Source organism: Agrococcus sp. TF02-05, assembly GCF_017565345.1.
GTDB lineage: Bacteria > Actinomycetota > Actinomycetes > Actinomycetales > Microbacteriaceae > Agrococcus > Agrococcus pavilionensis.
This window is the reverse complement of record NZ_JAGEKO010000001.1, coordinates 326,329-347,403: the sequence shown is the minus strand read 5'-3', so window position 1 is coordinate 347,403 and position 21,075 is coordinate 326,329. Positions and strand designations below refer to the sequence as shown.

Below are 21,075 nucleotides of genomic sequence, written 5' to 3'. Positions count from 1 at the left end.
ATCGGTGTCACTCGGCTGAGCGCGACATCTTCGAGATCATGCGGAGCACGCCGCGCACGACGACGCCCGTCGCGCCGACCGGCGTGTGGCCGAAGGGCTTGCCGGTGTTGGTCGACGGGCCGGCGATGTCGATGTGCGCCCACGGGATGGGGGAGCCGTCGCGCTCGCCGACGAACTCGTTGAGGAAGGCGGCGGCGAGCAGCATGCCGCCCGAGCGGTTGCCGACCTTCGCGTTCTGGAGGTCGGCGACCTCCGAGTCGAGCATCGAGCGCATCTCCTCGGGGATCGGCATGGGCCAGATGAGCTCGCCCACCTCGCGCGAGGCGCGCACGAGCGCGTCGACGAACGCGTCGTCGTTGCCCATCACGCCGCTCACGCGGTCGCCGAGCGCGACCTGCTGCGCGCCCGTGAGGGTCGCGACGTCGATGATCGCGTCGGGCTGCGCCTCGGAGGCGAGCACGAGCGCGTCGGCCATCACGAGCCGGCCCTCGGCGTCGGTGTTCGTCACCTCGACGCTCGTGCCGCCGCGGATGACGATGACGTCGTCGGGCCGGGTCGACGTCGACGAGACCATGTTCTCGGCGAGCGCGAGGTGCGCGGTCACGCGGATCGGCAGCTGCAGCGCGGCGGCGGCCGCGGTCACGGCGTAGACGGTCGCGGCGCCCGTCATGTCGTACTTCATGTGCTGCATCGAGCCGGCGGGCTTGAGCGAGAGGCCGCCCGAGTCGAAGGTGATGCCCTTCCCGACGAGCACGACGTGGCGCGTCGCGTTCTCGGGAGCGTGCTCGACCGTCACGAGCCGCGGCGGGCGGCTCGACCCCTGGCCGACGCCGACGATGCCGCCGAAGCCCTCGCGGCGCAGCCGCTCCTCGTCGCGCACGACGACGCTCAGTCCCGCCTGCTGCGCCTCGGCGGCGACGCGGTCGGCGAAGTGCACGGGACTCAGGAGGTTCGGGGGCGTGTTCGCGAGGTCACGCGTGAGCCACACGGCGGCCGAGGCGGCCTTGGCCATCGCGACGACCGTCTCGGTCACCTCCGCCTCGCCCGCGACGACCGCGATCTCGACGACGCCGGGCTTCGGCTCGCGCTTGAGGCCGTCGAAGCGGTAGGCGCCGAGCGCCGCGCCCTCGAGCACAGCGAGCACGTCGTCGGTCGTCCGCACCGGGAGCGCGAGCGCGAGCGTCGGCACGTCGCGCAGCGCGCGCACCGCGGCGCCCGCGATCTGCCGCAGGCGCACCGAGCCGGTGTCGTGGCCGAGGCCGACGAAGGCGACGCGGCGCCCGTCGACGACCGCCCGCACGACCTGCTCGCGCTCGCCCGTGGCACCGATGCCGCGGAGGAGCTCGGGGTCGAAGCCCTCGGCGGAGGGCTGCTCGCCGGGGTGCACGCCGTGCACGATGAGCTCGGCGGTGGCGTCCTCGGGGCGGGCGATGATGGAGAGTGCGGGGATGGGCATGGGTCACGAGGATACCGGCGGGGCGACGGTCACTAGGCTGGGAGCGTGTTCGATCCGCGCTCGCTGACCCTGCACCTCGAGGACCTCGAGACGGTGCCGCGCGGGCTCGACCTCGTGATCGCGATCCACGGCTTCGTCGACGCGGGCGCCGCCGCCGAGGCCGCCGCCGCCGCGATCCTCGACACGCTCCCGCACCGACCGGTCGTCGCGTTCGACACCGACGTGCTCATCGACCACCGCTCGCGCCGCCCGCGCATGCTCTTCAACGAGGACCACGTCGAGGAGTACCTGCCGCACTCGCTCACGCTCCTGCAGGTCGAGGACGACGCCGGCGCGCCGTTCCTGCTGCTCACGGGGCCCGAGCCCGACTGGATGTGGGAGCGGTTCACGGATGCGCTGCTCGAGCTCCACGAGGAGCTCGAGGTCGCGTCGACCACGATCATCAGCTCGATCGGCATGCCCGTGCCGCACACGCGGCCGCTCGTCTCCACGGTCTCCGGCAATCGCGCCGAGCTCATCGAGCAGTACTCGGCGTGGCGGCCCGTCTCGTCGGTCCCCGCCTCGGTCATCCACCGCATCGAGCACCGCCTGCACCCCACGTCGCCCGTCGCATCCTTCACCGTGCTCGTGCCGCACTACGTCGGCGAGTCGGGCTCGGCCGGCCCCGCGCTCGCCGCGCTCGAGGGCGTGACGAGCGCGACGTCGCTCGCGTTCCGCACCGAGGAGCTGCGCCAGGCCGATCGCGAGTTCCAGCAGCTCGTCGCGCAGCAGATGGAGTCGAACGAGGAGCTCCAGCGCGTCGTGCGCACGCTCGAGGCGCGCTACGACGCGTTCATGGCGCAGGCCTCGGTGAAGTCGCCGCTCACCGATGAGGACGGCTCGCTGCCGAGCGCCGACGAGATCGCCGAGGAGCTCGAGCGCTACCTGCAGGAGCGGCGGAAGCCGGGCTCGGACCCGTTCGGATGAACAGCGCGCGCTCCTGGCTGGTCTGGGGCGTGGCGGCACTGGCGTACATCGCGGCGGTGCTGCACCGCTCGTCGCTCGGCGTCGCGGGGCCCGCGGCCTCCGAGCGCTTCGAGGTCGCCGCGACCGAGCTCTCGACGCTCGGCGCCGTGCAGGTGGGCGTCTACGCGGCGATGCAGATCCCGGTCGGGGTGCTGCTCGACCGGCTCGGCCCGCGCGTGCTCATCGCCTCGGGTGCGGCGGTCATGGCGGGCGGGCAGCTGCTCGTCGCGATCGCCGAGGACATGCCGCTCGCGATCCTCGGCCGCATCCTCGTCGGGATCGGCGACGCCGCGACGTTCATCTCGGTCATCCGGCTGCAGTCGGGCTGGTTCCGGGGGCCGATCCTCGCGCAGATGTCGCAGTACACCGCGATCAGCGGCCAGGTGGGGCAGCTGCTCTCGGCCGTGCCGTTCGTCTGGCTGCTCTCGGCGGCCGGCTGGACCCTCTCGTTCGGCACGCTCGCGGCGGTCGGCGCCGTCGCCTTCGTGCTCGTCCTGCTCATCGTCTTCGACGCGCCCCCGGGCGGCGCGCCGCCGACCGGGTCGATCGACGTGCCCGAGGGCTGGCTGCCGCGGCTGCGCAGCGCCTTCCGCACGCCCGGCACGCGGCTCGGCTTCTGGACGCACTTCTCGCTCCTCGGCTCCACGAACCTCTTCCTGCTGCTGTGGGGCTTCCCGATGCTCGTCGACGGGCTCGGCTACTCGCAGCCCGAGGCCGCCGCGCTCATGAGCGTCGTCGTCGTGACCGGCATGGTCGTCGGCCCGATCGTCGGCATCACGACCGCGCGCTTCCCGCTCCGGCGCTCGACCCTCGTGCTCGCCCTCGTCACCCTCGTGATCGCCGCGTGGGCCGCCGTGCTCGCGTGGCCGACGCAACCGCCGACCTGGCTCGTCGTGCTGCTGCTCATCGTGCTCGGCGCGGCCGGCCCCGGCTCGACGGTCGGCTTCGACTTCGCGCGCACCTCCAACCCGCTGCGCGTGCTCGGCTCGGCGAACGGCATCGTCAACGTCGGCGGCTTCATCGCCACGTTCGCGGCCATGCCGGCCGTCGGCATCATCCTCGACCTCGTGCACTCCGCGCGCGTCGCGGGCGGCGAGGCGGTCGGCCTCTACGACTGGGAGGGCTTCCGGCTCGCGCTCTCGTTCCAGTTCGTGCTGCTCGCGCTCGGCTTCCTCATGGTCGTGCGGATGCGTCGCATCACCCGCTCGAGGCTGCGCGAGGAGGAGGGCATCGAGGTGGGCCCGCTGTGGGCGGCCATCGCCCGTCGCATGCGTCGACGCCCCGAGTGAGCGGTCGATCCGACGACCTGGGAATGCTCATGCCACATCCGGCGCTATACTGTCAAGACCGACCCAGTCGAGATCGTGCCAGCGCCCGGACTTGACATGGGTCATTCGACTGCCCTCAGCGCGACTGGACCGAGTCTGGACGCATGACCGACCGGAGGACGCATGCCAGCTGACAAGACCACGAGCCCGCGGAGCCGAACGACGAAGGCGGCCGCCGACGCTGAGCAGAGCGCCACGACCGCTGCCGCGCCCAAGGCCGCACCCGCGAAGACCGCCGCCGCGAAGTCGACGGCGGCCAAGTCGACGACCGCGAAGACGACGGCGGCGAAGGCGCCTGCCGCGAAGTCGACGGCCGCGAAGACGACCGCCGCCAAGACGGCCGCGAAGGCCCCCGCCAAGACGACGGCGAAGACGACCGCAGCGAAGACCGCTGCCGCGAAGAAGGCCGCCGCGCCGTCGACCGGCCCGGCGAAGCCCGCGCGCGGCGGTCGCCGGAAGGCCGCCGATCCCGTCGCCGAGGTGATGGAGCAGGAGGAGACCGCCGCCGAGGCCCCCGAGGAGGAAGAGGAGGAGGTCCACGTCGAGAAGCTCCCGACCGGCGCCCTGCGCCTCTCGGGCGACGACGACGAGCCTGCCGCCACGCAGATCACCGGCGCGACGGCCGACCCGGTCAAGGACTACCTCAAGCAGATCGGCAAGGTCGCGCTGCTCAACGCCGAGCAGGAGGTCGACCTCGCGATGCGCATCGAGGCGGGCCTGTTCGCCGAGGAGAAGCTCTCGCTCGAGGGCGACGACCTCGACTGGCAGCTCAAGCGCGACCTCACGCGCATCGCCCGCGACGGGCAGCGCGCGAAGAGCCACCTGCTGGGCGCGAACCTGCGCCTCGTGGTCTCGCTCGCGAAGCGCTACACGGGCCGAGGCATGCAGTTCCTCGACCTCATCCAGGAGGGCAACCTGGGCCTCATCCGTGCGGTCGAGAAGTTCGACTACACGAAGGGCTTCAAGTTCTCGACCTACGCGACGTGGTGGATCCGCCAGGCGATCACCCGCGCGATGGCCGACCAGGCCCGCACGATCCGCATCCCCGTGCACATGGTCGAGGTCATCAACAAGCTCGCCCGCGTGCAGCGCCAGATGCTGCAGGATCTCGGTCGCGAGCCGAGCCCCGAGGAGCTCGCGCGCGAGCTCGACATGACCCCCGAGAAGGTCATCGAGGTGCAGAAGTACGGCCGCGAGCCGATCTCGCTGCACACGCCGCTCGGCGAGGACGGCGACAGCGAGTTCGGCGACCTCATCGAGGACACCGAGGCGGTCGTGCCGGCCGACGCGGTGGGCTTCACGATGCTCCAGCGCCAGCTCGAGTCGCTGCTCGACTCCCTCTCGGAGCGCGAGGCGGGCGTCATCCGCATGCGCTTCGGCCTCGGCGACGGGATGCCGAAGACACTCGACCAAATCGGCGACACGTTCGGCGTGACGCGCGAGCGCATCCGCCAGATCGAGTCGAAGACGATGGCGAAGCTGCGGCACCCGTCGCGCTCGCAGCAGCTGCGCGACTACCTCGAGTGATCGACGCGTGACCCAGGGCCGCCCCGCGAGGGGCGGCCCTTCGCACTCCTCCATGCGATCGGATGCGCCGCGGTCGTTCTAAGATGATGTTCTGTCCCCGAGAAGGAGAAGTCATGCCCCGTCGTTCCACCCTCGCCGGCCTCGCAGCCGTCGCCGCCGCATCCGTCGTCCTCGTCGGGTGCTCGAGCAGCGCGGAGCCCGGCGCGAGCGGGGAGGCCGAGTCGTCGGGCGTGACGCTCGAGCAGGTGCAGGAGGCGGGCGTGCTCGTCGTCGGCACCGAGGGCACGTACTCGCCGTTCTCGTTCCACGAGGGCGGCGCCGGTGCGCTGACCGGCTACGACGTCGAGGTCATCACCGCGGTCGGCGAGCAGCTCGGCGTCGAGGTCGAGTTCGTCGAGACGCAGTGGGACGCGATCTTCGCCGCCCTCGATTCGGGCCGCATCGACGTCATCGCGAACCAGGTCTCGATCACGCCCGAGCGCCAGGAGCGCTACCTCTTCAGCGAGCCGTACACGTACTCGACCGGCGTGCTCGTCGTGCCCGAGGGCAGCGACATCGCCTCGCTCGACGACCTCGCGGGCCGCGTGAGCGCGCAGTCGCTCACGAGCAACTGGGCCGAGGTCGCGCGCGGCGCGGGCGCCGAGGTCGAGGAGGTCGAGGGCTTCGCCCAGGCGGCCGAGCTGCTGCGCTCGGGCCGCGTGGACGCGACGATCAACGACTCCCTCACGTTCCTCGACTACGAGCAGGCGCAGGGCGGCGAGACGGGCCTCGAGGCCGTCGCCGAGACCGACGAGGTGAGCGAGAGCGCCGTCGCGATGCGGCAGGGGAGCGAATCGCTGCTCGCCGCGATCGACGAGGCGCTCGCCGCGCTCGCCGCCGACGGCACGCTCGCCGAGATCTCGCAAGTCTACTTCGGCGAGGACGTCTCCCAGCCGTGACGCGCGTCTCGATGGAGCGGCCCCGGCGAGTGCCGGGGCCGCTTCCGCGCAGGCTCCCGACGTAGGCTCCGCGCGTGGACTGGCAGCTCGTGCTCGACTCGATCGGGCCCATCGCCCTCGGCGGGCTCACCGGCACGATCCCGCTCACGCTCGCGTCGTTCTCGCTCGGCCTCGTGATCGCGATCGGCATGGCGCTCGCGCGCATCTCCGGCATCGCGTGGCTCTCGGGCCTCGCTCGCGCCTACATCTCGATCATCCGCGGCACGCCCATGCTCGTGCAGCTGTTCGTGATCTTCTACGGCATGCCGCAGATCGGCATCACGCTCGACCCGTGGCCGAGCGCGATCATCGCGCTCTCGCTCAACGTGGGCGGCTACGCGGCCGAGATCATCCGCGCCGCGATCCTGTCGATCCCGCGCGGCCAGTGGGAGGCGGCGGCGATGATCGGCATGTCGCGGGGTCAGGCGCTCGGCCGCATCGTGCTGCCGCAAGCCGCGCGCGTCTCGGTGCCGCCGCTGTCGAACACGCTCATCTCGCTCGTGAAGGACACGTCGCTCGCGTCGCTCATCCTCGTCACCGAGCTCTTCCGCGTCGCGCAGCGGATCGCGGCGCCGAGCGGCGAGTTCATCCTCATCTACTCGGTCGCGGCCGGCGTCTACTGGGTCATCTGCCTGGCCCTCGCCGGCGGCCAGGACCGCCTCGAGCGGAGGCTCGACCGCTATGCCGTCTGAACCGATCGCGCCCGCGCCGCTCCTCGCCGCCCGCGGCCTCCACAAGTCGTTCGGCGACAACCACGTGCTGCGCGGCGTCGACCTCGACGTCGCGCCCGGCACGGTGCACGCGCTCATCGGCCCGTCCGGCTCGGGCAAGACGACCGTGCTGCGCTCGCTCAACGGGCTCGAGACCCCGGACGCCGGCACGCTCCGCATCGGCGAGCTCGAGCTCGACTTCACCCGCCCGCTCGGGCGACGCGAGCGCGCGGCCCTGCACCGCGCATCCGCCATGGTCTTCCAGCAGCACCACCTCTTCCCGCACCTGACCGTGCTCGGCAACGTCACCGTCGGCCCGATCCGGGTGCAGGGGCGGGGGAAGGAGGAGGCGAGGGCGGATGCGCTCGCGCTCCTCGAGCGCGTCGGCCTGCGGGAGAAGGCGGACGCCTACCCGTCGTCGCTCTCGGGCGGCCAGCAGCAGCGCGTCGGCATCGTGCGCGCGCTCGCGCTGCATCCGTCGATGCTGCTGTTCGACGAGCCGACGTCGTCGCTCGATCCCGAGCTCGTCGGCGAGGTGCTCGCGGTCATGACCGAGCTCGCCGCCGAGGGCTGGACGATGGCGGTCGTGACCCACGAGCTCGGCTTCGCGCGCGAGGTCGCCGACGAGGTGTCGTTCTTCGACGAGGGCGTCGTCGTCGAGCGCGGCGCGCCCGAGCGGGTCTTCGGCGATCCGCGGCACGAGCGCACGAAGCGCTTCCTGCAGCGGCTGCAGGGCCCCTTCGCCTAGCGACAGCGGAGCGGCCCGCCCCCGATCGGGGACGGGCCGCTGTCGAAGTCGCGCCGGGGCCTACGCCTCGGTGAGCTTCGCGGTCTCGTCGTGCCACGCGGTGGCGAGCGGCTGCATCGCCTCGCGGTGCTTGGCGGCGTGGTGCGCGCAGAAGAGCAGCGTGCCGCTCTCCATCGTCGCGCGGACGTATGCCTGGGCGCCGCAGCTGTCGCAGCGGTCGAGCGCGCTGAGCGGCGCGTTCGCCTCGTCGGTCTCGAGCGTCGCGGTCTGGGTGTCGTTCACGGTGCCCTCCTTCATCACGTCTGGTGTCCATCGTGGCACGCCATCCTGTCAATACCGCATCACGCGGGGCGTGGTTCGCCAGCGGCGCAACGCGGCGACGGGCCGCGCCGCCTGCCGCCGGGCGGGGATCGGCGGCCGTAGGCTGGAGCGTCGACCGCCCGATGACTGCAGACCCCGGGCGTGTCACGCGAAGGGGGATCGGTTGGCGACTGCGGCATCGGACTACTCGGCTCGGCACCTCACCGTGCTCGAGGGGCTCGAGGCGGTGCGCAAGCGCCCCGGCATGTACATCGGCTCGACCGACTCGCGCGGGCTCATGCACTGCTTGTGGGAGATCATCGACAACTCCGTCGACGAGGCGCTCGGCGGCCACGGCGACGAGATCGCGGTCGTGCTGCACGCCGACGGCTCCGTCGAGGTGCGCGACCGCGCCCGCGGCCTGCCGATCGACGTCGAGCCCCGCACGGGCCTCACGGGCGTCGAGGTCATCTTCACGAAGCTGCACGCGGGCGGCAAGTTCGGCGGCGGCGCCTACAAGTCCTCCGGCGGCCTCCACGGTGTCGGCGCATCCGTCGTCAACGCCCTCTCCGAGCGCCTCGACGTCGAGGTCGACCGCGACGGCGCGACGTGGGCGATGTCGTTCCACCGCGGCGAGCCGGGCGAGTTCCTCGGCGAGGGAGAGCCCTCGCCGCGCTCGACGTTCCTGCCGTTCACGGATGCGTCGAGGCTGCGGAAGGTCGGCAAGGTCGCGAAGGGCGTCACCGGCACGCGCGTGCGCTACTGGGCCGACCCGCAGGTGTTCACGAAGGGCGCCGACTTCCTCGCCGACGAGCTCGCGCGCCGCGCGCGGCAGACGGCGTTCCTCGTGCCGGGGCTCGCGATCCAGATCATCGACGAGCGCGGCGACGAGCGCGTCGTCCACGACTTCAAGTACGACGGCGGCATCAGCGAGTTCGCCGAGTACCTCGCGCCCGACCCGGCGCTCACCGCGACGTGGCGGCTCACGGGCGAGGGCGCGTTCCAGGAGACCATCCCGGTGCTCGACGAGGCGACGGGCCACATGGTCACGCGCGAGGTCGACCGCACGTGCGAGGTCGACATCGCGCTGCGCTGGGGCACGGGCTACGACACCGTCGTGCAGACCTTCGTCAACATCATCGCGACGCCGAAGGGCGGCTCGCACCTCGCCGGCTTCGAGCAGTCGCTCCTGAAGCTGCTGCGCGACCAGGTCGCCGCGAACGCGCGCAAGCTCAAGGCCGGCAACGACAAGGTCGAGAAGGACGACGTGCTCGCGGGCCTCACCGCCGTCGTCACCGTGCGCCTGCCCGAGCCGCAGTTCGAGGGCCAGACGAAGGAGGTGCTCGGCACCCCCGCCGTGCGCCAGATCGTCTCGCAGGTCGTCGCGCGCGAGCTCGGCGGCATCCTCACCTCCTCGAAGCGCGACGACAAGGCGCAGGCGGGGCAGCTGCTCGAGAAGGTCGTGAGCGAGATGAAGGCGCGCCTGTCGGCGCGCTCGCTCAAGGAGACCGCGCGGCGCAAGAGCGCGCTCGAGTCGTCGTCGCTCCCGGTGAAGCTCGTCGACTGCCGCTCGAACGACGTCGCGCAGACCGAGCTCTTCATCGTCGAGGGCGACAGCGCGCTCGGCACCGCGAAGCCCGCGCGCGACAGCGAGTTCCAGGCGATCCTGCCCATCCGCGGCAAGATCCTGAACGTGCAGAAGGCGTCGATCGGCGACATGCTCGGCAACGCCGAGTGCGCGGCGATCATCCAGTCGATCGGCGCGGGCTCGGGCCGCTCGTTCGACATCTCTGCCGCCCGCTACGGGAAGATCATCATGCTCTCGGACGCCGATGTCGACGGCGCCCACATCCGCACCCTGCTGCTGACGCTCATCCACCGCTACATGCGGCCGCTCATCGAGGAGGGCCGCGTCTTCGCCGCGGTGCCGCCGCTGCACCGCGTGATGGTGAAGCACCGCGGCAAGCCCGACGAGGCGGTCTACACGTACTCCGACGCCGAGCTGCACCGGCTGCTCGCGAAGCTCAAGAAGAGCGGCAAGAGCTGGGTCGAGCCGCCGCAGCGCTACAAGGGCCTCGGCGAGATGGACGCCGACCAGCTCGCCGAGACGACGATGGACCGCTCGCGCCGCACGCTGCGCCGCGTGACGATCTCGGACTCGGAGCGCGCGAGCGAGATCTTCGAGCTGCTGATGGGCAACGACGTCGCCCCGCGCCGCGAGCTCATCCAGACCTCGCAGGTCGACCGGGAGCGCATCGACGCCTGAGCGCCGCCCCGGCCGCCGTCAGTCGACCGGCGTCCCGAGCCGCGCGCCGATCGCCCCGATCGCGCCGTCGATCGCGACGCCCGAGCCCGCGCGGGGCGCGCCGCCCGGCGGCAGCTGCCGCTGCGAGCCGTCGGCGCCGACCGCGAGCGGCGCGGGGCCTGCCCACGCGAGCGCGAGCCCGACCTCGCCCTTCAGCAGCCGGTGCGCCTGCACGCCGCCCGTGCCGCGACCCTTCGCGGGGAACTCCTCGAGGCTCGAGACCTTCACGCGCGGCTCGTCGAGGCCCGCGAGCGTCTCGGCGGCCTCGGTGACGGTGACGACCTCGGCGCCGTCGGCGACCGCGCCCGCGAACCGCACCGACGCATCCGCCTTGAGCCCGATGCCCTTCATGCCGCCGGCGCCCGGTCCCTGCGGGTTGATCGCCGCGGCCGGGAAGCGCAGCAGCTGCGCGTCGCTCGTGACGAGCACGACCCACGACTCGTCGGGCGCGGGCGCGACGCCGACGACGCGGTCGCCGGCCTTGAGCGCGATGACGCTCTCGCGGTCGCGGTCGCGCAGCTCCGCGGGCTTCACGCGCTTGACGACGCCCTGCGCGGTCGCGACGAGCCACGGCTCGCTCGATGCGAGGTCGATGAGCGCGACCGCCTCCTCGCCGCGCTCGAAGGCGCCGAGGTCGCGCACCTTGACGCCCGCGGTGAGGCCGACGGATGCGGGCGGCACCGACGGCAGGTCGGCGGGGGTGAGGCGCAGCACGGCCCCCGTCGACGTGACGAGGCCGAAGGCGCCGCGCGTCGTCGTGGCGATCGTCGAGCGGATGGCGTCGTGGCGCGAGCGGCGCGCGGGCACGGGGATCGGCTCCTCGCCGTCGACGCGCACGAGCCTGCCGGTCGCCGACATCACGACGCGCGTGGGCGCATCCGCGATCTCGAGGCTCACGGCCGCCTTCGCGCTCGCGCGGCCCGTCGTCGGCTGCCCGTTGCCCTCGGTGAGCGCCGTGCGGCGCGGCGTGCCGAAGCGCTCGGCGACCTCGTCGAGCTCGGCCGCGACCACCTCGTGCAGCGCGGCGTCGGAGCCGAGGATGCGCTCGAGCTCGGCGATCTGCGCGAGCAGCTCGTCGCGCTCCGCCTCGAGCTCGATGCGGCTGAACTTCGTCAGCCGCCGCAGGCGCAGCTCGAGGATGTACTCCGCTTGCGGCTCGGAGAGGTCGAAGACGCTCTGCAGCCGCGAGCGGGCCTGCTCCGAGTCGTCGGACGTGCGGATGACCTGGATGACCTCGTCGATGTCGAGGATCGCGATGAGCAGGCCCTCGACGAGGTGCAGCCGCTCGCGCTTCTTGCGCAGCCGGAACTCGCTGCGCCGCCGCACGACGCCGACGCGGTGGTCGAGGTAGACGCGCAGCAGCTGCTTGAGCCCGAGCGTCTCGGGCTTGCCGTGCACGAGCGCGACGTTGTTGATCGAGAAGCCGTCCTCGAGCGGCGTGTAGCGGTAGAGCTGCTGCAGCACGGCCTCGGGGTCGAAGCCCGTCTTGATGCTGATGACGAGCCGCAGGCCGTGCTTGCGGTCGGTGAGGTCCTGCACCTCGGTGAGGCCCTGCAGCTTCTTCGACTGCACGCCGTCCTTGATCTTCTCGATCACGCGCTCGGGGCCGACGAGGTAGGGGAGCTCGGTGATGACGATCTGCGTCTTGCGGCCGTGGCGCTCGATCGACGCCCGCGCGCGGGTCTTGAACGACCCGCGGCCGCTCTCGTACGCATCCCGCACGCCGTCGAGGCCGACGATGACGCCGCCGCCGGGGAGGTCGGGCCCCGGCACGTGGCGCATGAGGTCGGCGACGGATGCGTCGGGGTGCGCGAGCAGGTGCTTGGCCGCCTGCACGACCTCGACGAGGTTGTGCGGCGCCATGTTCGTCGCCATGCCGACGGCGATGCCGCTCGCGCCGTTGACGAGCAGGTTCGGGTACGAGGCCGGCAGCACGTCGGGCTGCTGGTAGGAGTTGTCGTAGTTGGGGACGAAGTCGACGACGTCCTCGTCGAGGCCCTCGGTGAGCGAGAGGCCTGCCGCAGCGAGACGCGCCTCGGTGTAGCGGGGAGCGGCGGGGCCGTCGTCGAGCGAGCCGAAGTTGCCGTGCCCGTCGACGAGCGGCAGCCGCAGGCTGAAGGGCTGCGCGAGGCGCACGAGCGCGTCGTAGATCGCGGTGTCGCCGTGCGGGTGCAGCTTGCCCATGACGTCGCCGACGACGCGCGCGCTCTTGACGTGCCCCTTCTCGGGCCGCAGCCCCATCTCGGACATCTGGAAGAGGATGCGGCGCTGCACGGGCTTGAGGCCGTCGCGGGCGTCGGGCAGGGCGCGGGCGTAGATGACGGAGTAGGCGTACTCGAGGAACGAGTCCTGCATCTCGCTCGCGACGTCGACGTCGTCGATCCGCTCGGCGATCGCGGCGGAGGGGTCGGGGGGAGGCGTGGCAGTCATAGGCTGACGGAATGCTACCGACGAGGGCGCCCGGATCCCGGAGCCTTGCCGACGTTCTCGCGAGCTCGTCGCTCGCGATGCGCGGCGAGCCGAACGCGCTCGGCCTGCCGCCCGTCGCGGGCGCGATCGTGCTGCTCGTCGACGGGCTCGGGGCCGCGCAGCTCGGGCAGCGCGCGGGGCACGCGCGCACCCTCGCGGGGGCGCCGGGCGGCTCGATCGACGCGGGCTTCCCGTCGACGACCGCGACGGCGCTCGCGTCGCTCACGACCGGCGAGCTCGCCGGGTCGCACGGCATCGTCGGCTACGACGCGTTCGTGCCGGGCGCGGGCGTGCGCAACCAGCTGCGCGACTGGGGCGGCGCGATGGACCCGGCCACCTGGCAGCGCGCCGCGACGATCTTCGAGCGCGTCCCCGCGATCGCGATCGGCGAGCCGAAGCACGCCGCGAGCGGGTTCACGCACGCGGTGCTGCGCGGCGCCGACTACCGCGGCGGCCGCTCGGTCGCCGACCGCTTCGCGCTCGCTCGCGGCGCGGCGCGCGAGCGGTCGCTCGTCTACCTCTACGTGCCCGAGCTCGATCGCGCCGGCCACGAGCTCGGCTGGCAGTCGCCCGAGTGGACCGACGAGCTCGAGCAGCTCGACGGCGCGGTCACGCAGCTCGCGGCAGCGCTTCCGCGCGACGTCGGCCTCATCGTCACGGCCGACCACGGCATGGTCGACGTCGACCCGACGGGTCACCTCGTCGTGCCCCACGAGCTGCTCGAGCCGGTCGCGCACGTCGCGGGGGAGCCGCGCTGCCTCCAGCTGCAGGTCGAGGGCGATGCGGATGCGGTGGCCGAGGCCTGGCGGGCATGGCTCGGCGATGCGGCGTGGGTCGCGACCCGGGCCGAGGTGGCCGCCGCCGGCTGGCTCGGCGAGGTCGACGCGGAGGTCGAGCCGCGCCTCGGCCACGTGTTCGTGGCCGCGCGGAAGCGCTTCGCGATCTACGTCGACGAGGCCGACCCCGGCCGCGGCATGGTGGGCCAGCACGGCTCGCTCACGCAGGACGAGCTGCGCGTGCCGCTGCGCCGGTTCGGCGCCTTCGCCTGAGCACCGCGTCCACCGCGCGTCCAGCGACGCCGGTCAGGATGGGCGTCCGCCGGCACGGCCGGACACCGAGGGAAGGACCGCACCATGCGCAGGTGGCTCATCACGACCGTCGCGACCGCACTCGTCGGCATGATCGTCAAGAAGCTCACGAGCGGCGACGACGAGAAGACCCGCAAGGGCCGCCGCCGCTGAGCCCGCCTCTCCTCCCGCTCGACGAGCGGGGAGGCTAGAAGCGCACGACCTGCCGGATCGCCCGGCCGTCGGCGAGCGTGTCGAGCGCCTCGTTGAGGTCGTCGAGCGCGATCTCGCTCGTGACGAGCTCCTCCACCGGCAGTCGGCCCTCGCGCCACAGCTGCTCGTAGCGCGGGATGTCGCGCGACGGCACCGCGGAGCCGAGGTACGAGCCGATCACCGTGCGCGCCTCGGCGGTGAACGCGAGCGGCGAGAGCGACGAGCGGGCGTCGGGATGCGGGAGGCCGACGGTCACGGTCGTCCCGCCGGGCGCGGTGAGGGCGAACGCCGTCTCGAACGCCTTCGGGTGCCCGGCCGCCTCGATCACGACCGGCGCGCGGAGCCCCTGCTCGAGCGCGTCGTCGGGGGAGAGTGCGACGTCGGCGCCGAGCTCCCGAGCCCGGTCGAGCTTCGCCGGCACCGCATCCACCCCGATGACGCGGCCGAGGCCGAGCGAGCGGGCGGCGAGGAGCGCCGCCATGCCGACGCCGCCGAGCCCCACGATGACGATTTCGTCGCCCTCGCGCGGCTTGCCGGCGTTGACGACCGCGCCGCCGCCCGTGAGCATCGCGCAGCCGAGCACCGCGGCGACCTGCGGCGGCACGTCGGCGCCGACCGGCACGACCGAGCGGCGGTCGACGACCGCGTGCGTCGCGAACGCCGAGACCCCGAGGTGGTGGTGCACCTCGCCGCTGCGGCCCTCGAGCGCCGCCTCGTGCAGGCGGCGACCGCCGCCGAGCAGCTCGCCCGCGCCGTTCGCCGCCGAGCCGCGCTCGCACGGCAGGCGGCCGTCGGTCGCGCACGCCGCGCACTCGCCGCAGCGGGGGAGGAACGTCGTCACGACGCGGTCGCCGACCGAGACGTCGGTGACGCCCTCGCCGACCACCTCGACGATGCCCGCTGCCTCGTGGCCGAGCAGCATCGGCACCGGCCGCGGGCGCGCGCCGTCGACGACCGAGAGGTCGCTGTGGCACAGGCCCGCTGCCTCGATGCGGATGAGCAGCTCGCCCTCGCGGGGCGCGTCGAGCTCGAGGTCGACGAGCTCGAGCGGCCGCGACTGCGCGAACGGACGCTCGGCGCCGATCCGGCGCAGCACCGCGCCGCGCACGCGCATCAGCGGCCGTCCCAACCGGCGACCGTGCCGTCGGGGCTCGCCTCGCGCACGACCAGGGTGCAGTCCTTGCCCCCGAAGCCGTCGTCGAGCAGCCGCTGCAGCTGGTCGCGGATGAGCCTCGCCGCCGGCACCTTAACGCCCGCGGCCTCAGCGCCCTCGACGGCGAGCGAGACGTCCTTGTGGCACAGCATGGCCGAGAAGGATGCGTCGAAGTTGCTGTTCACGGCGGCACCGGGCACGACGCCCGGCACCGGGTACCAGGTGCGGAGCGCCCACGAGTCGCCGGACGAGACGCGCGCGACGTCGAAGAACGCCTTGGGGTCGAGCCCGAGCTGCTCGGCGAGCTGCGAGCCCTCCGAGATCGCGAGGATCGAGACGCCGAGCATCATGTTGTTCACGAGCTTCGCGGCGATGCCGTGCGTGGGGCCGCCGACCGCGAAGACGTTGCCGGCCATGGGCGTGACGATCTCGCGAGCTCGCGCGACGTCGTCCTCCTCGCCGCCGAGCATGAACGTCAAGGTGCCGGCCGCGGCGCCCTGGATGCCGCCGGAGACGGGGGAGTCGACGAAGCGGAGGCCGCGCGAGCCCGACTCGCCGTGGCTCCAGCGCGACGTGTCGAGGTCGACGGTGGTGGTGTCGATGATGAGCGTGCCGGGCGCCGCGTGCTCGAAGACGCCGTCGGGGCCCGCGAGCACCGAGCGCACGTGCTCGCCCTTCGGCAGGCTCAGGATGACGACCTCGGCGCCCTCGACGGCCTCCGCGACCGAGGCGACCGGCACGATCCCGTGCTCGGCCGCCGACTGCCGCAGCGCATCCACCACGTCGAAGCCCCGCACCTCGTGGCCCGCGGTCACGAGGTGGGCGGACATGCGGCTGCCCATGTTGCCGAGCCCGATCCAGGCGATTGACGTCATCGTCGATTCCTTCCGTAGTGCTTGGGCCAACGCTAGCGGCCCGGAACGGCGAGGGGCGGCGAGATCGCTCTCGCCGCCCCTCGCGGTCGGGATCCTGTCAGGGGATCAGAGCTTGCCCTTCTCGGCGAGCAGTCGCTCGCGGTCGAGGTCGTCGACGTCGTGGAGCGAGATGCCCTTGGTCTCCTTGAGCGCGAGCACCGCGACGAGCGTGATGGCGCACGCGATCACGAGGTAGATCGCGACCGGGATGTAGCTGCCGAACTGCCCGAGGAGCGCCGTGGCGATGATCGGCGCGAGCGAGCCCGCGACGATCGACGTCACCTGGTAGCCGAGCGAGACGCCCGAGTAGCGCATGCGGGTCGGGAACAGCTCAGCCATGATCGCGGGCTGACCCGCGTACATGAGCGCGTGGAACGCGAGGCCGAGGATGATCCCGCCGAGGATGACGATGTCGTTGCCGGTCTCGAACATCGGGAACGCGATGAAGCCCCACGTCGCACCGAGCAGCACGCCGATGAGGTACATCGGCTTGCGGCCCACGGTGTCGACGAAGCGGCCCACGATCGGCACGAAGATGAAGTGCGCGACGTGCGCGATCGCCATGAGGCCGAGGATGCGCGACACGTCGTACTCGAGGTAGGTGCGCAGGTAGACGATCGAGAACGTGACGACGAGGTAGTAGAGCACGTTCTCGGCGAAGCGCAGGCCCATGGCCGTCAGCACGCCCTTCGGGTAGCGCTTGAGGACCTCGAGGACGCCGTAGGACTGCGCCTTCGACTCCGCGACCTCGTCGCGCACCTGCTGGTAGATCGGGGCGTCCGTGACGCGCGTGCGGATGTAGTAGCCGATCGCGACGATCACGACCGAGAGCCAGAAGGCGATGCGCCAGCCCCAGCCGAGGAAGTCCTCGTCCGACAGCGTCCACTGCAGCACGAGCAGCACGACGGTGGCGATGAGGTTGCCGGCCGGCACCGCGGCCTGCGGCCACGACGACCAGAAGCCGCGCTCCTTGTTGGGGGAGTGCTCGGCCACGAGCAGCACACCGCCGCCCCACTCGCCGCCGACCGCGAAGCCCTGCGCGAAGCGGAGCAGCACGAGGAGCGCGGGCGCCCAGTAGCCGATGACGTCGAAGGTGGGCAGGCAGCCCATCAGGAAGGTCGAGACGCCGACGAGGATGATCGCGAACTGCAGCATCTTCTTGCGGCCGTACTTGTCGCCGAAGTGGCCGAAGACGATGCCGCCGAGCGGGCGAGCGATGAACCCGACCGCGTAGGTGAGGAACGCGCTGATGATCGGGAAGTACGGATCATCGCTCGCGGGGAACATGATCAGGTTGAAGACGATCGTCGACGCCGTGGCGTACAGGAAGAACTCGTACCACTCGACGACCGTGCCGGCCATCGCGGCCGTGACGACTCGGCCGAGGCCCTTGCGGTCGTTGTCTCGAGCGGTGTCATGCGCGGGTGCGCTCATGCCTACCTCCTTGTAGGTGTGCACGGGACTGTGCGCCGAGAATGTAACATGACGACGCGTTCAGGTCGCGGGGACGCGCGGAGACGCAAGAAGGCGGGCGCCGTCCCCGGCACCCGCCTCTGCTGCGTTCCTCTGCCGTCAGTCGTCGCTGCGGGAGCCGAAGACGATCTCGTCCCAGCTCGGCATCGCCGCGCGAGAGCCGCGCTTCTTGCCCGCGACGGGACCCGTCGCCTGCGCGCGAGCGGGTCGCTGAGGCTCCTCCGCCTCCGCGGTGCGAGCGGCGGGCTGCTCCGGCTCGATGGGTGCAGGGTCGCTCTCCGCGGTGCGCAGGGCCGCTTCGCGCTCGCTGCGCCGGCGCCGCAGCGCGTCGAGCAGCTCGGCCGTGTGGTTCGGCTGCGTCGCGGCTGCCGGGCGGTTGATCGCCGCGGCCTGCACGTTCTCGGGCTGGCTGCCGACCTCGCCGGTGCGACGGCGCAGCCACGGGTTCTCGGCGCGGGTCGGCTCCTTGGGGCGCTCGTCCGGGGCGCCCTCGGTGAGGGTCGCAGAGGCGACGGCATCCTCGAGGCCGACGCCCGGCTCGACCGGGCTCGGTGCCGAGCGCTGCGTGCCCCGCTGGATGCGGAAGGCGTCGGAGTCGAAGCGGCCGGTGTCGTGTCGAGCTGCGTCGTGCCGACCGGTGTCGTGCGTCGCCGCGCGCTGGGAGATGGGCGGGGCGGCCGGTTGCTCGGTCGGCGCCTCGACCGCGGGGGCCGTGGCCGCGGCATCGGGCGTCGTCGGCCGCGATTGCCGGTCGATCGCGCGCAGGCGAGGCACGAGCACGCTCGTCGCGTCGCTCGACTGGCTCAGCGAGGTCGCCTCCTTGCCGCGCGGGGTCAGCGTGGCCTTCTTCGGCTCGTAGCCCCACAGCGCCTCGTGCTGGATGCCCTCGGTCGTGAAGCGGAGCCGGACGGTCCAGGCGCCGCCGTCGGCGTCCTTCCACGCGGCCCACGAGCGCTCGATCGCGCGCAGGTCGTCGAGGCGCTCGCCGATCGCGGCGCCGAACGCGGTCTCGCCGGCGAGCGGGTCGATGTCGCCTGTCGCGACCGGGATGGAGAGCGCGGAGTCGAGCATGTGCGCGCGCTCGGCGAGCACGGGGCCCTCGAAGCGCTCGACGTAGGCGAGCTCCTCGCCCGTGGAGGAGGCGACCTGCTCGGCGGTCATGCCGCCGCGGATGAGGGCCTGGATCTCGCGCGGCGTGGCCTTGCGCTCGCGGTGCGGGACGGCCGTCGCGGGCTTGCGGTGCTCCGGGAGGTCGGCGACGGGCACGCGGTAGCGCTCACCCGACTCGGACTCGAGGATGAGCACCTCGTCCTCGATGCCGATGACGCTCAGCTGCTGCATGATTCGTCGGTCCTTCCTTGCCGGTGTCGGGTCGCGTCAGCATCCCACGCGACCCGCGCTGCGATCGGGAATGGTGCGGGCGCGCCGCGCGTTCCGTCGGATGCAGGCACCGCCTGCCGCTCCGCACCGGCGCAGTCGCGGAGCCGTCGCTGATATCTGATTTGCTCCGGTGTCCTGTTTCGTGCAGAATGTGCGCCGACGCCGACCCCGAACCCCCCTCGAAGGACTGCCGCATGGCCACCGATTACGACGCCCCCCGCAAGACCGACGACGAGAGCGAGTCGATCGAGGCGCTCAAGGAGCGCGTGCCTGCGAAGAGCGTCTCCACGGACGAGGACGCCGACAACCCCGGCAGCTTCGACCTCTCGGCCGCCGACCTCGCAGACGTCGAGCTCGACGTCGTGGTGCTCCCGCCCCAGGAGGACGAGTTCACGTGCGTCAGCTGCTTCCTCGTGAAGCACCGGCTGCAGTTCGACCACGAGTCGAAGCTCGGCCCGATCTGCCGCGAGTGCGCCTGAGCTAGCGAGCCGCCTCGATCGCCGCCGCGAGCGCCTCCGGGCGCCGCGAGCTGATGAGCCACGCCGGCGTCGGGTCCTCCGGGTCCTCGACGGCGGCGCGCACGAGCGCGCGCGTCCACGGCGAGACCACGTGGTGGTCGGCCGGGTCCCAGCCGGCCCGCAGCGCCGACTGCGCGGCGTCGCCGCGGAGCACCTCGGGCGCGCCGAGCTGGTCGACCGGGATGCGCGCGCGGCCCGCGCGCAGCTGCGATCCCTCGACGGCGACGACGGGGGCGCCGAGCCAGAGCAGCGCCACGACGGCGACGTAGAGCGCGATCGCGATCGCGATCCCGACCTGCAGGTTGACCGGCAGGAAGACGAGCAGCACCGCAGGCACGATGAGCAGCAGCACGAGCGGGAGCCACCACGGCGGCACGAGCCGCTCGCGGTACGAGGGGGCGGTTTCCATGCCCCCATCCTCTCGCGATGCGCGGGCGCGGTTCTCCCGCGCGCCCTCGCTCGGCTAGCCTCGAGTGCGATGGAGCAGGTCGAAGTCCTCATCACCGGATCGCCGGTGCCCGCATACGCGCACCCGGGTGACGCCGGTGCCGATCTCCACGCCGCGGAGGCGGTCACGCTCGGCCCGGGCGAGCGATCGCTCGTCGGCACGGGCGTCGCGATCGCGCTGCCCGACGGCTACGCCGCGTTCGTGCACCCGCGCAGCGGCCTCGCGGCCAAGCACGGCATCACGATCGTGAACGCGCCCGGCACCGTCGACGCGGGCTATCGCGGAGAGATCAAGGTCAACCTGCTCAACACCGGCGGAGAGCCGCACCGGATCGAGGTCGGGGACCGCATCGCTCAGCTCGTCGTGCAGCGCGTCGAGCGCGTGCGCTTCATCGAGGTCGAGCGGCTGCCGGGCTCGGACCGAGGGGAGCGCGGGCACGGATCGACCGGCCTGAGCGCAGTCCAAGAGGGGATCGCACGATGACCGACACGACCGACAGCGCGGACGAGCAGCCGATCGACGAGGAGGCGCTCGTCGAGAAGACGGCCCCCGAGGACCGCGCCGTCGCGGGCCCGCTCGACGAGGCCGAGGCACCCGTGCGCCCCTACGTCGATCTCGGCGGGCTCCGCATCGTCCCGCGCCCCGGCATGCAGATGCGTCTCGAGGTCGAGGAGAAGACCAAGCGCATCGTCGCGGTGACGCTCGAGCACGAGGGCTCGACGGTGCAACTGCAGCCGTTCGCCGCTCCGCGGAGCGAGGGCATCTGGCTGCCCGTGCGCGAGGTCCTGCGAGGCCAGCTCGAGCGCCAGGGCGCCGCGGTCGAGGAGGCCGAGGGCCCGCTCGGCCCCGAGCTCCGCGCCCGGCTGACCGTCGGGCCGGACGGCGCGCCTCGCGCCGTGCGCATCATCGGCGTCGACGGACCGCGCTGGATGCTGCAGGGCCTCATCGGCGGCAAGGCGGCGCTCGACGACGACGAGGCGGCGAAGGCGTTCGAGCTCTTCCGCTCGACGGTCGTGTGCCGCGGCGCGCAGCCGATGCCCCCGCGCGAGCTCATCCCGCTCAGCGCGCCGAAGGCCGTCTGACG

The 21,075-nt window shown here is 72.6% G+C and carries 19 protein-coding genes; 11 read left to right on the top strand and 8 right to left on the bottom strand.

Annotated features, from left to right (window positions below; genetic code table 11):
- Positions 1 to 7 precede the first annotated feature (7 nt).
- On the bottom strand, positions 8 to 1,456 hold the full coding sequence (locus JQT67_RS01745; protein ID WP_208063213.1) for a leucyl aminopeptidase: 1,449 nt from the start codon (positions 1,454 to 1,456) through the stop codon (positions 8 to 10).
- A gap of 45 nt (positions 1,457 to 1,501) precedes the next feature.
- Here JQT67_RS01745 and JQT67_RS01740 point away from each other — a divergent pair, with 45 nt between their 5' ends.
- The 6 genes from JQT67_RS01740 (at position 1,502) to JQT67_RS01715 (ending at position 7,751) form a co-directional block, all read left to right on the top strand.
- Complete coding sequence (locus JQT67_RS01740; protein ID WP_208063212.1) at positions 1,502 to 2,422, top strand: PAC2 family protein; 921 nt, start codon at positions 1,502 to 1,504, stop codon at positions 2,420 to 2,422.
- Positions 2,423 to 2,451: 29 nt separating this feature from the next.
- Positions 2,452 to 3,750 (top strand): MFS transporter, encoded by a 1,299-nt coding sequence (locus JQT67_RS01735; RefSeq protein WP_307864151.1) that lies wholly within the window; start codon positions 2,452 to 2,454, stop codon positions 3,748 to 3,750.
- Positions 3,751 to 3,912: 162 nt separating this feature from the next.
- Complete coding sequence (locus JQT67_RS01730) at positions 3,913 to 5,316, top strand: RNA polymerase sigma factor (protein ID WP_208063210.1); 1,404 nt, start codon at positions 3,913 to 3,915, stop codon at positions 5,314 to 5,316.
- Between the two features lie 113 nt (positions 5,317 to 5,429).
- A complete protein-coding gene (locus JQT67_RS01725; RefSeq protein WP_208063209.1) occupies positions 5,430 to 6,254 on the top strand; it encodes a transporter substrate-binding domain-containing protein in 825 nt (274 codons plus the stop codon).
- A 74-nt stretch (positions 6,255 to 6,328) separates the two neighbouring features.
- Positions 6,329 to 6,985 (top strand): amino acid ABC transporter permease, encoded by a 657-nt coding sequence (locus JQT67_RS01720; protein WP_021011748.1) that lies wholly within the window; start codon positions 6,329 to 6,331, stop codon positions 6,983 to 6,985.
- A complete protein-coding gene (locus JQT67_RS01715) occupies positions 6,975 to 7,751 on the top strand; it encodes an amino acid ABC transporter ATP-binding protein (RefSeq protein ID WP_208063208.1) in 777 nt (258 codons plus the stop codon). The genes JQT67_RS01720 and JQT67_RS01715 overlap by 11 nt, the downstream gene beginning before the upstream one ends.
- Positions 7,752 to 7,811: 60 nt before the next feature.
- Here JQT67_RS01715 and JQT67_RS01710 read toward each other — a convergent pair whose 3' ends face one another.
- Entirely contained in the window at positions 7,812 to 8,033 is a 222-nt protein-coding gene (locus JQT67_RS01710) for a hypothetical protein (RefSeq protein WP_307864150.1), read from the bottom strand.
- Positions 8,034 to 8,235: 202 nt separating this feature from the next.
- Between JQT67_RS01710 and JQT67_RS01705 the strand changes: the two genes are divergently transcribed.
- Positions 8,236 to 10,317, top strand: a complete 2,082-nt coding sequence (locus JQT67_RS01705) for a type IIA DNA topoisomerase subunit B (protein WP_208063206.1) — start codon at positions 8,236 to 8,238, stop codon at positions 10,315 to 10,317.
- 18 nt (positions 10,318 to 10,335) lie between these two features.
- On the opposite strand, the gene JQT67_RS01700 is transcribed toward JQT67_RS01705, so the two are convergent.
- A complete protein-coding gene (locus JQT67_RS01700; RefSeq protein WP_208063205.1) occupies positions 10,336 to 12,786 on the bottom strand; it encodes a DNA topoisomerase (ATP-hydrolyzing) subunit A in 2,451 nt (816 codons plus the stop codon).
- A 77-nt stretch (positions 12,787 to 12,863) separates the two neighbouring features.
- Between JQT67_RS01700 and JQT67_RS01695 the strand changes: the two genes are divergently transcribed.
- On the top strand, positions 12,864 to 13,874 hold the full coding sequence (locus JQT67_RS01695; protein ID WP_243755496.1) for an alkaline phosphatase family protein: 1,011 nt from the start codon (positions 12,864 to 12,866) through the stop codon (positions 13,872 to 13,874).
- A 226-nt stretch (positions 13,875 to 14,100) separates the two neighbouring features.
- On the opposite strand, the gene JQT67_RS01690 is transcribed toward JQT67_RS01695, so the two are convergent.
- The 4 genes from JQT67_RS01690 to sepH all read right to left on the bottom strand — a co-directional run bounded on the left by JQT67_RS01690 (position 14,101) and on the right by sepH (position 18,986).
- Positions 14,101 to 15,219, bottom strand: coding sequence for a zinc-binding dehydrogenase (locus tag JQT67_RS01690; protein ID WP_208063409.1), 1,119 nt, complete (start codon positions 15,217 to 15,219; stop codon positions 14,101 to 14,103).
- Entirely contained in the window at positions 15,219 to 16,133 is a 915-nt protein-coding gene (locus JQT67_RS01685) for an NAD(P)-dependent oxidoreductase (RefSeq protein WP_208063203.1), read from the bottom strand. The genes JQT67_RS01690 and JQT67_RS01685 overlap by 1 nt, the downstream gene beginning before the upstream one ends.
- A gap of 105 nt (positions 16,134 to 16,238) precedes the next feature.
- Positions 16,239 to 17,606: an MFS transporter gene (locus JQT67_RS01680; RefSeq protein WP_208063202.1), complete on the bottom strand. Its 1,368-nt coding sequence runs from the start codon at positions 17,604 to 17,606 to the stop codon at positions 16,239 to 16,241.
- Between the two features lie 138 nt (positions 17,607 to 17,744).
- Positions 17,745 to 18,986 (bottom strand): septation protein SepH, encoded by a 1,242-nt coding sequence (sepH, locus tag JQT67_RS01675; RefSeq protein ID WP_208063201.1) that lies wholly within the window; start codon positions 18,984 to 18,986, stop codon positions 17,745 to 17,747.
- Between the two features lie 233 nt (positions 18,987 to 19,219).
- On the opposite strand from sepH, the gene JQT67_RS01670 reads away from it, so the two are divergent.
- On the top strand, positions 19,220 to 19,504 hold the full coding sequence (locus JQT67_RS01670) for a DUF4193 domain-containing protein (RefSeq protein WP_021011759.1): 285 nt from the start codon (positions 19,220 to 19,222) through the stop codon (positions 19,502 to 19,504).
- A 1-nt stretch (position 19,505) separates the two neighbouring features.
- Here JQT67_RS01670 and JQT67_RS01665 read toward each other — a convergent pair whose 3' ends face one another.
- Positions 19,506 to 19,952: a DUF3093 domain-containing protein gene (locus JQT67_RS01665; RefSeq protein WP_021065146.1), complete on the bottom strand. Its 447-nt coding sequence runs from the start codon at positions 19,950 to 19,952 to the stop codon at positions 19,506 to 19,508.
- Positions 19,953 to 20,021: 69 nt separating this feature from the next.
- Between JQT67_RS01665 and dut the strand changes: the two genes are divergently transcribed.
- Both dut and JQT67_RS01655 read left to right on the top strand, forming a co-directional pair.
- A complete protein-coding gene (dut, locus tag JQT67_RS01660) occupies positions 20,022 to 20,474 on the top strand; it encodes a dUTP diphosphatase (RefSeq protein WP_021011760.1) in 453 nt (150 codons plus the stop codon).
- On the top strand, positions 20,471 to 21,073 hold the full coding sequence (locus JQT67_RS01655; RefSeq protein ID WP_021011761.1) for a DUF3710 domain-containing protein: 603 nt from the start codon (positions 20,471 to 20,473) through the stop codon (positions 21,071 to 21,073). The genes dut and JQT67_RS01655 overlap by 4 nt, the downstream gene beginning before the upstream one ends.
- The last annotated feature ends 2 nt before the right edge of the window (positions 21,074 to 21,075 follow it).

What these genes read in the sequence shown, in the direction of transcription:
- JQT67_RS01690 (WP_208063409.1), bottom strand. Translation starts at nt 15,219, where the DNA reads ATGCGCGTGCGCGGCGCGGTGCTGCGCCGGATCGGCGCCGAGCGTCCG.
- JQT67_RS01685 (WP_208063203.1), bottom strand. Translation starts at nt 16,133, where the DNA reads ATGACGTCAATCGCCTGGATCGGGCTCGGCAACATGGGCAGCCGCATG.
- JQT67_RS01680 (WP_208063202.1), bottom strand. Translation starts at nt 17,606, where the DNA reads ATGAGCGCACCCGCGCATGACACCGCTCGAGACAACGACCGCAAGGGC.
- JQT67_RS01655 (WP_021011761.1), top strand. Translation starts at nt 20,471, where the DNA reads ATGACCGACACGACCGACAGCGCGGACGAGCAGCCGATCGACGAGGAG.
- dut (WP_021011760.1), top strand. Translation starts at nt 20,022, where the DNA reads ATGGAGCAGGTCGAAGTCCTCATCACCGGATCGCCGGTGCCCGCATAC.
- JQT67_RS01665 (WP_021065146.1), bottom strand. Translation starts at nt 19,952, where the DNA reads ATGGAAACCGCCCCCTCGTACCGCGAGCGGCTCGTGCCGCCGTGGTGG.
- JQT67_RS01725 (WP_208063209.1), top strand. Translation starts at nt 5,430, where the DNA reads ATGCCCCGTCGTTCCACCCTCGCCGGCCTCGCAGCCGTCGCCGCCGCA.
- JQT67_RS01730 (WP_208063210.1), top strand. Translation starts at nt 3,913, where the DNA reads ATGCCAGCTGACAAGACCACGAGCCCGCGGAGCCGAACGACGAAGGCG.
- JQT67_RS01695 (WP_243755496.1), top strand. Translation starts at nt 12,864, where the DNA reads ATGCGCGGCGAGCCGAACGCGCTCGGCCTGCCGCCCGTCGCGGGCGCG.
- JQT67_RS01745 (WP_208063213.1), bottom strand. Translation starts at nt 1,456, where the DNA reads ATGCCCATCCCCGCACTCTCCATCATCGCCCGCCCCGAGGACGCCACC.
- JQT67_RS01670 (WP_021011759.1), top strand. Translation starts at nt 19,220, where the DNA reads ATGGCCACCGATTACGACGCCCCCCGCAAGACCGACGACGAGAGCGAG.
- JQT67_RS01715 (WP_208063208.1), top strand. Translation starts at nt 6,975, where the DNA reads ATGCCGTCTGAACCGATCGCGCCCGCGCCGCTCCTCGCCGCCCGCGGC.
- sepH (WP_208063201.1), bottom strand. Translation starts at nt 18,986, where the DNA reads ATGCAGCAGCTGAGCGTCATCGGCATCGAGGACGAGGTGCTCATCCTC.
- JQT67_RS01700 (WP_208063205.1), bottom strand. Translation starts at nt 12,786, where the DNA reads ATGACTGCCACGCCTCCCCCCGACCCCTCCGCCGCGATCGCCGAGCGG.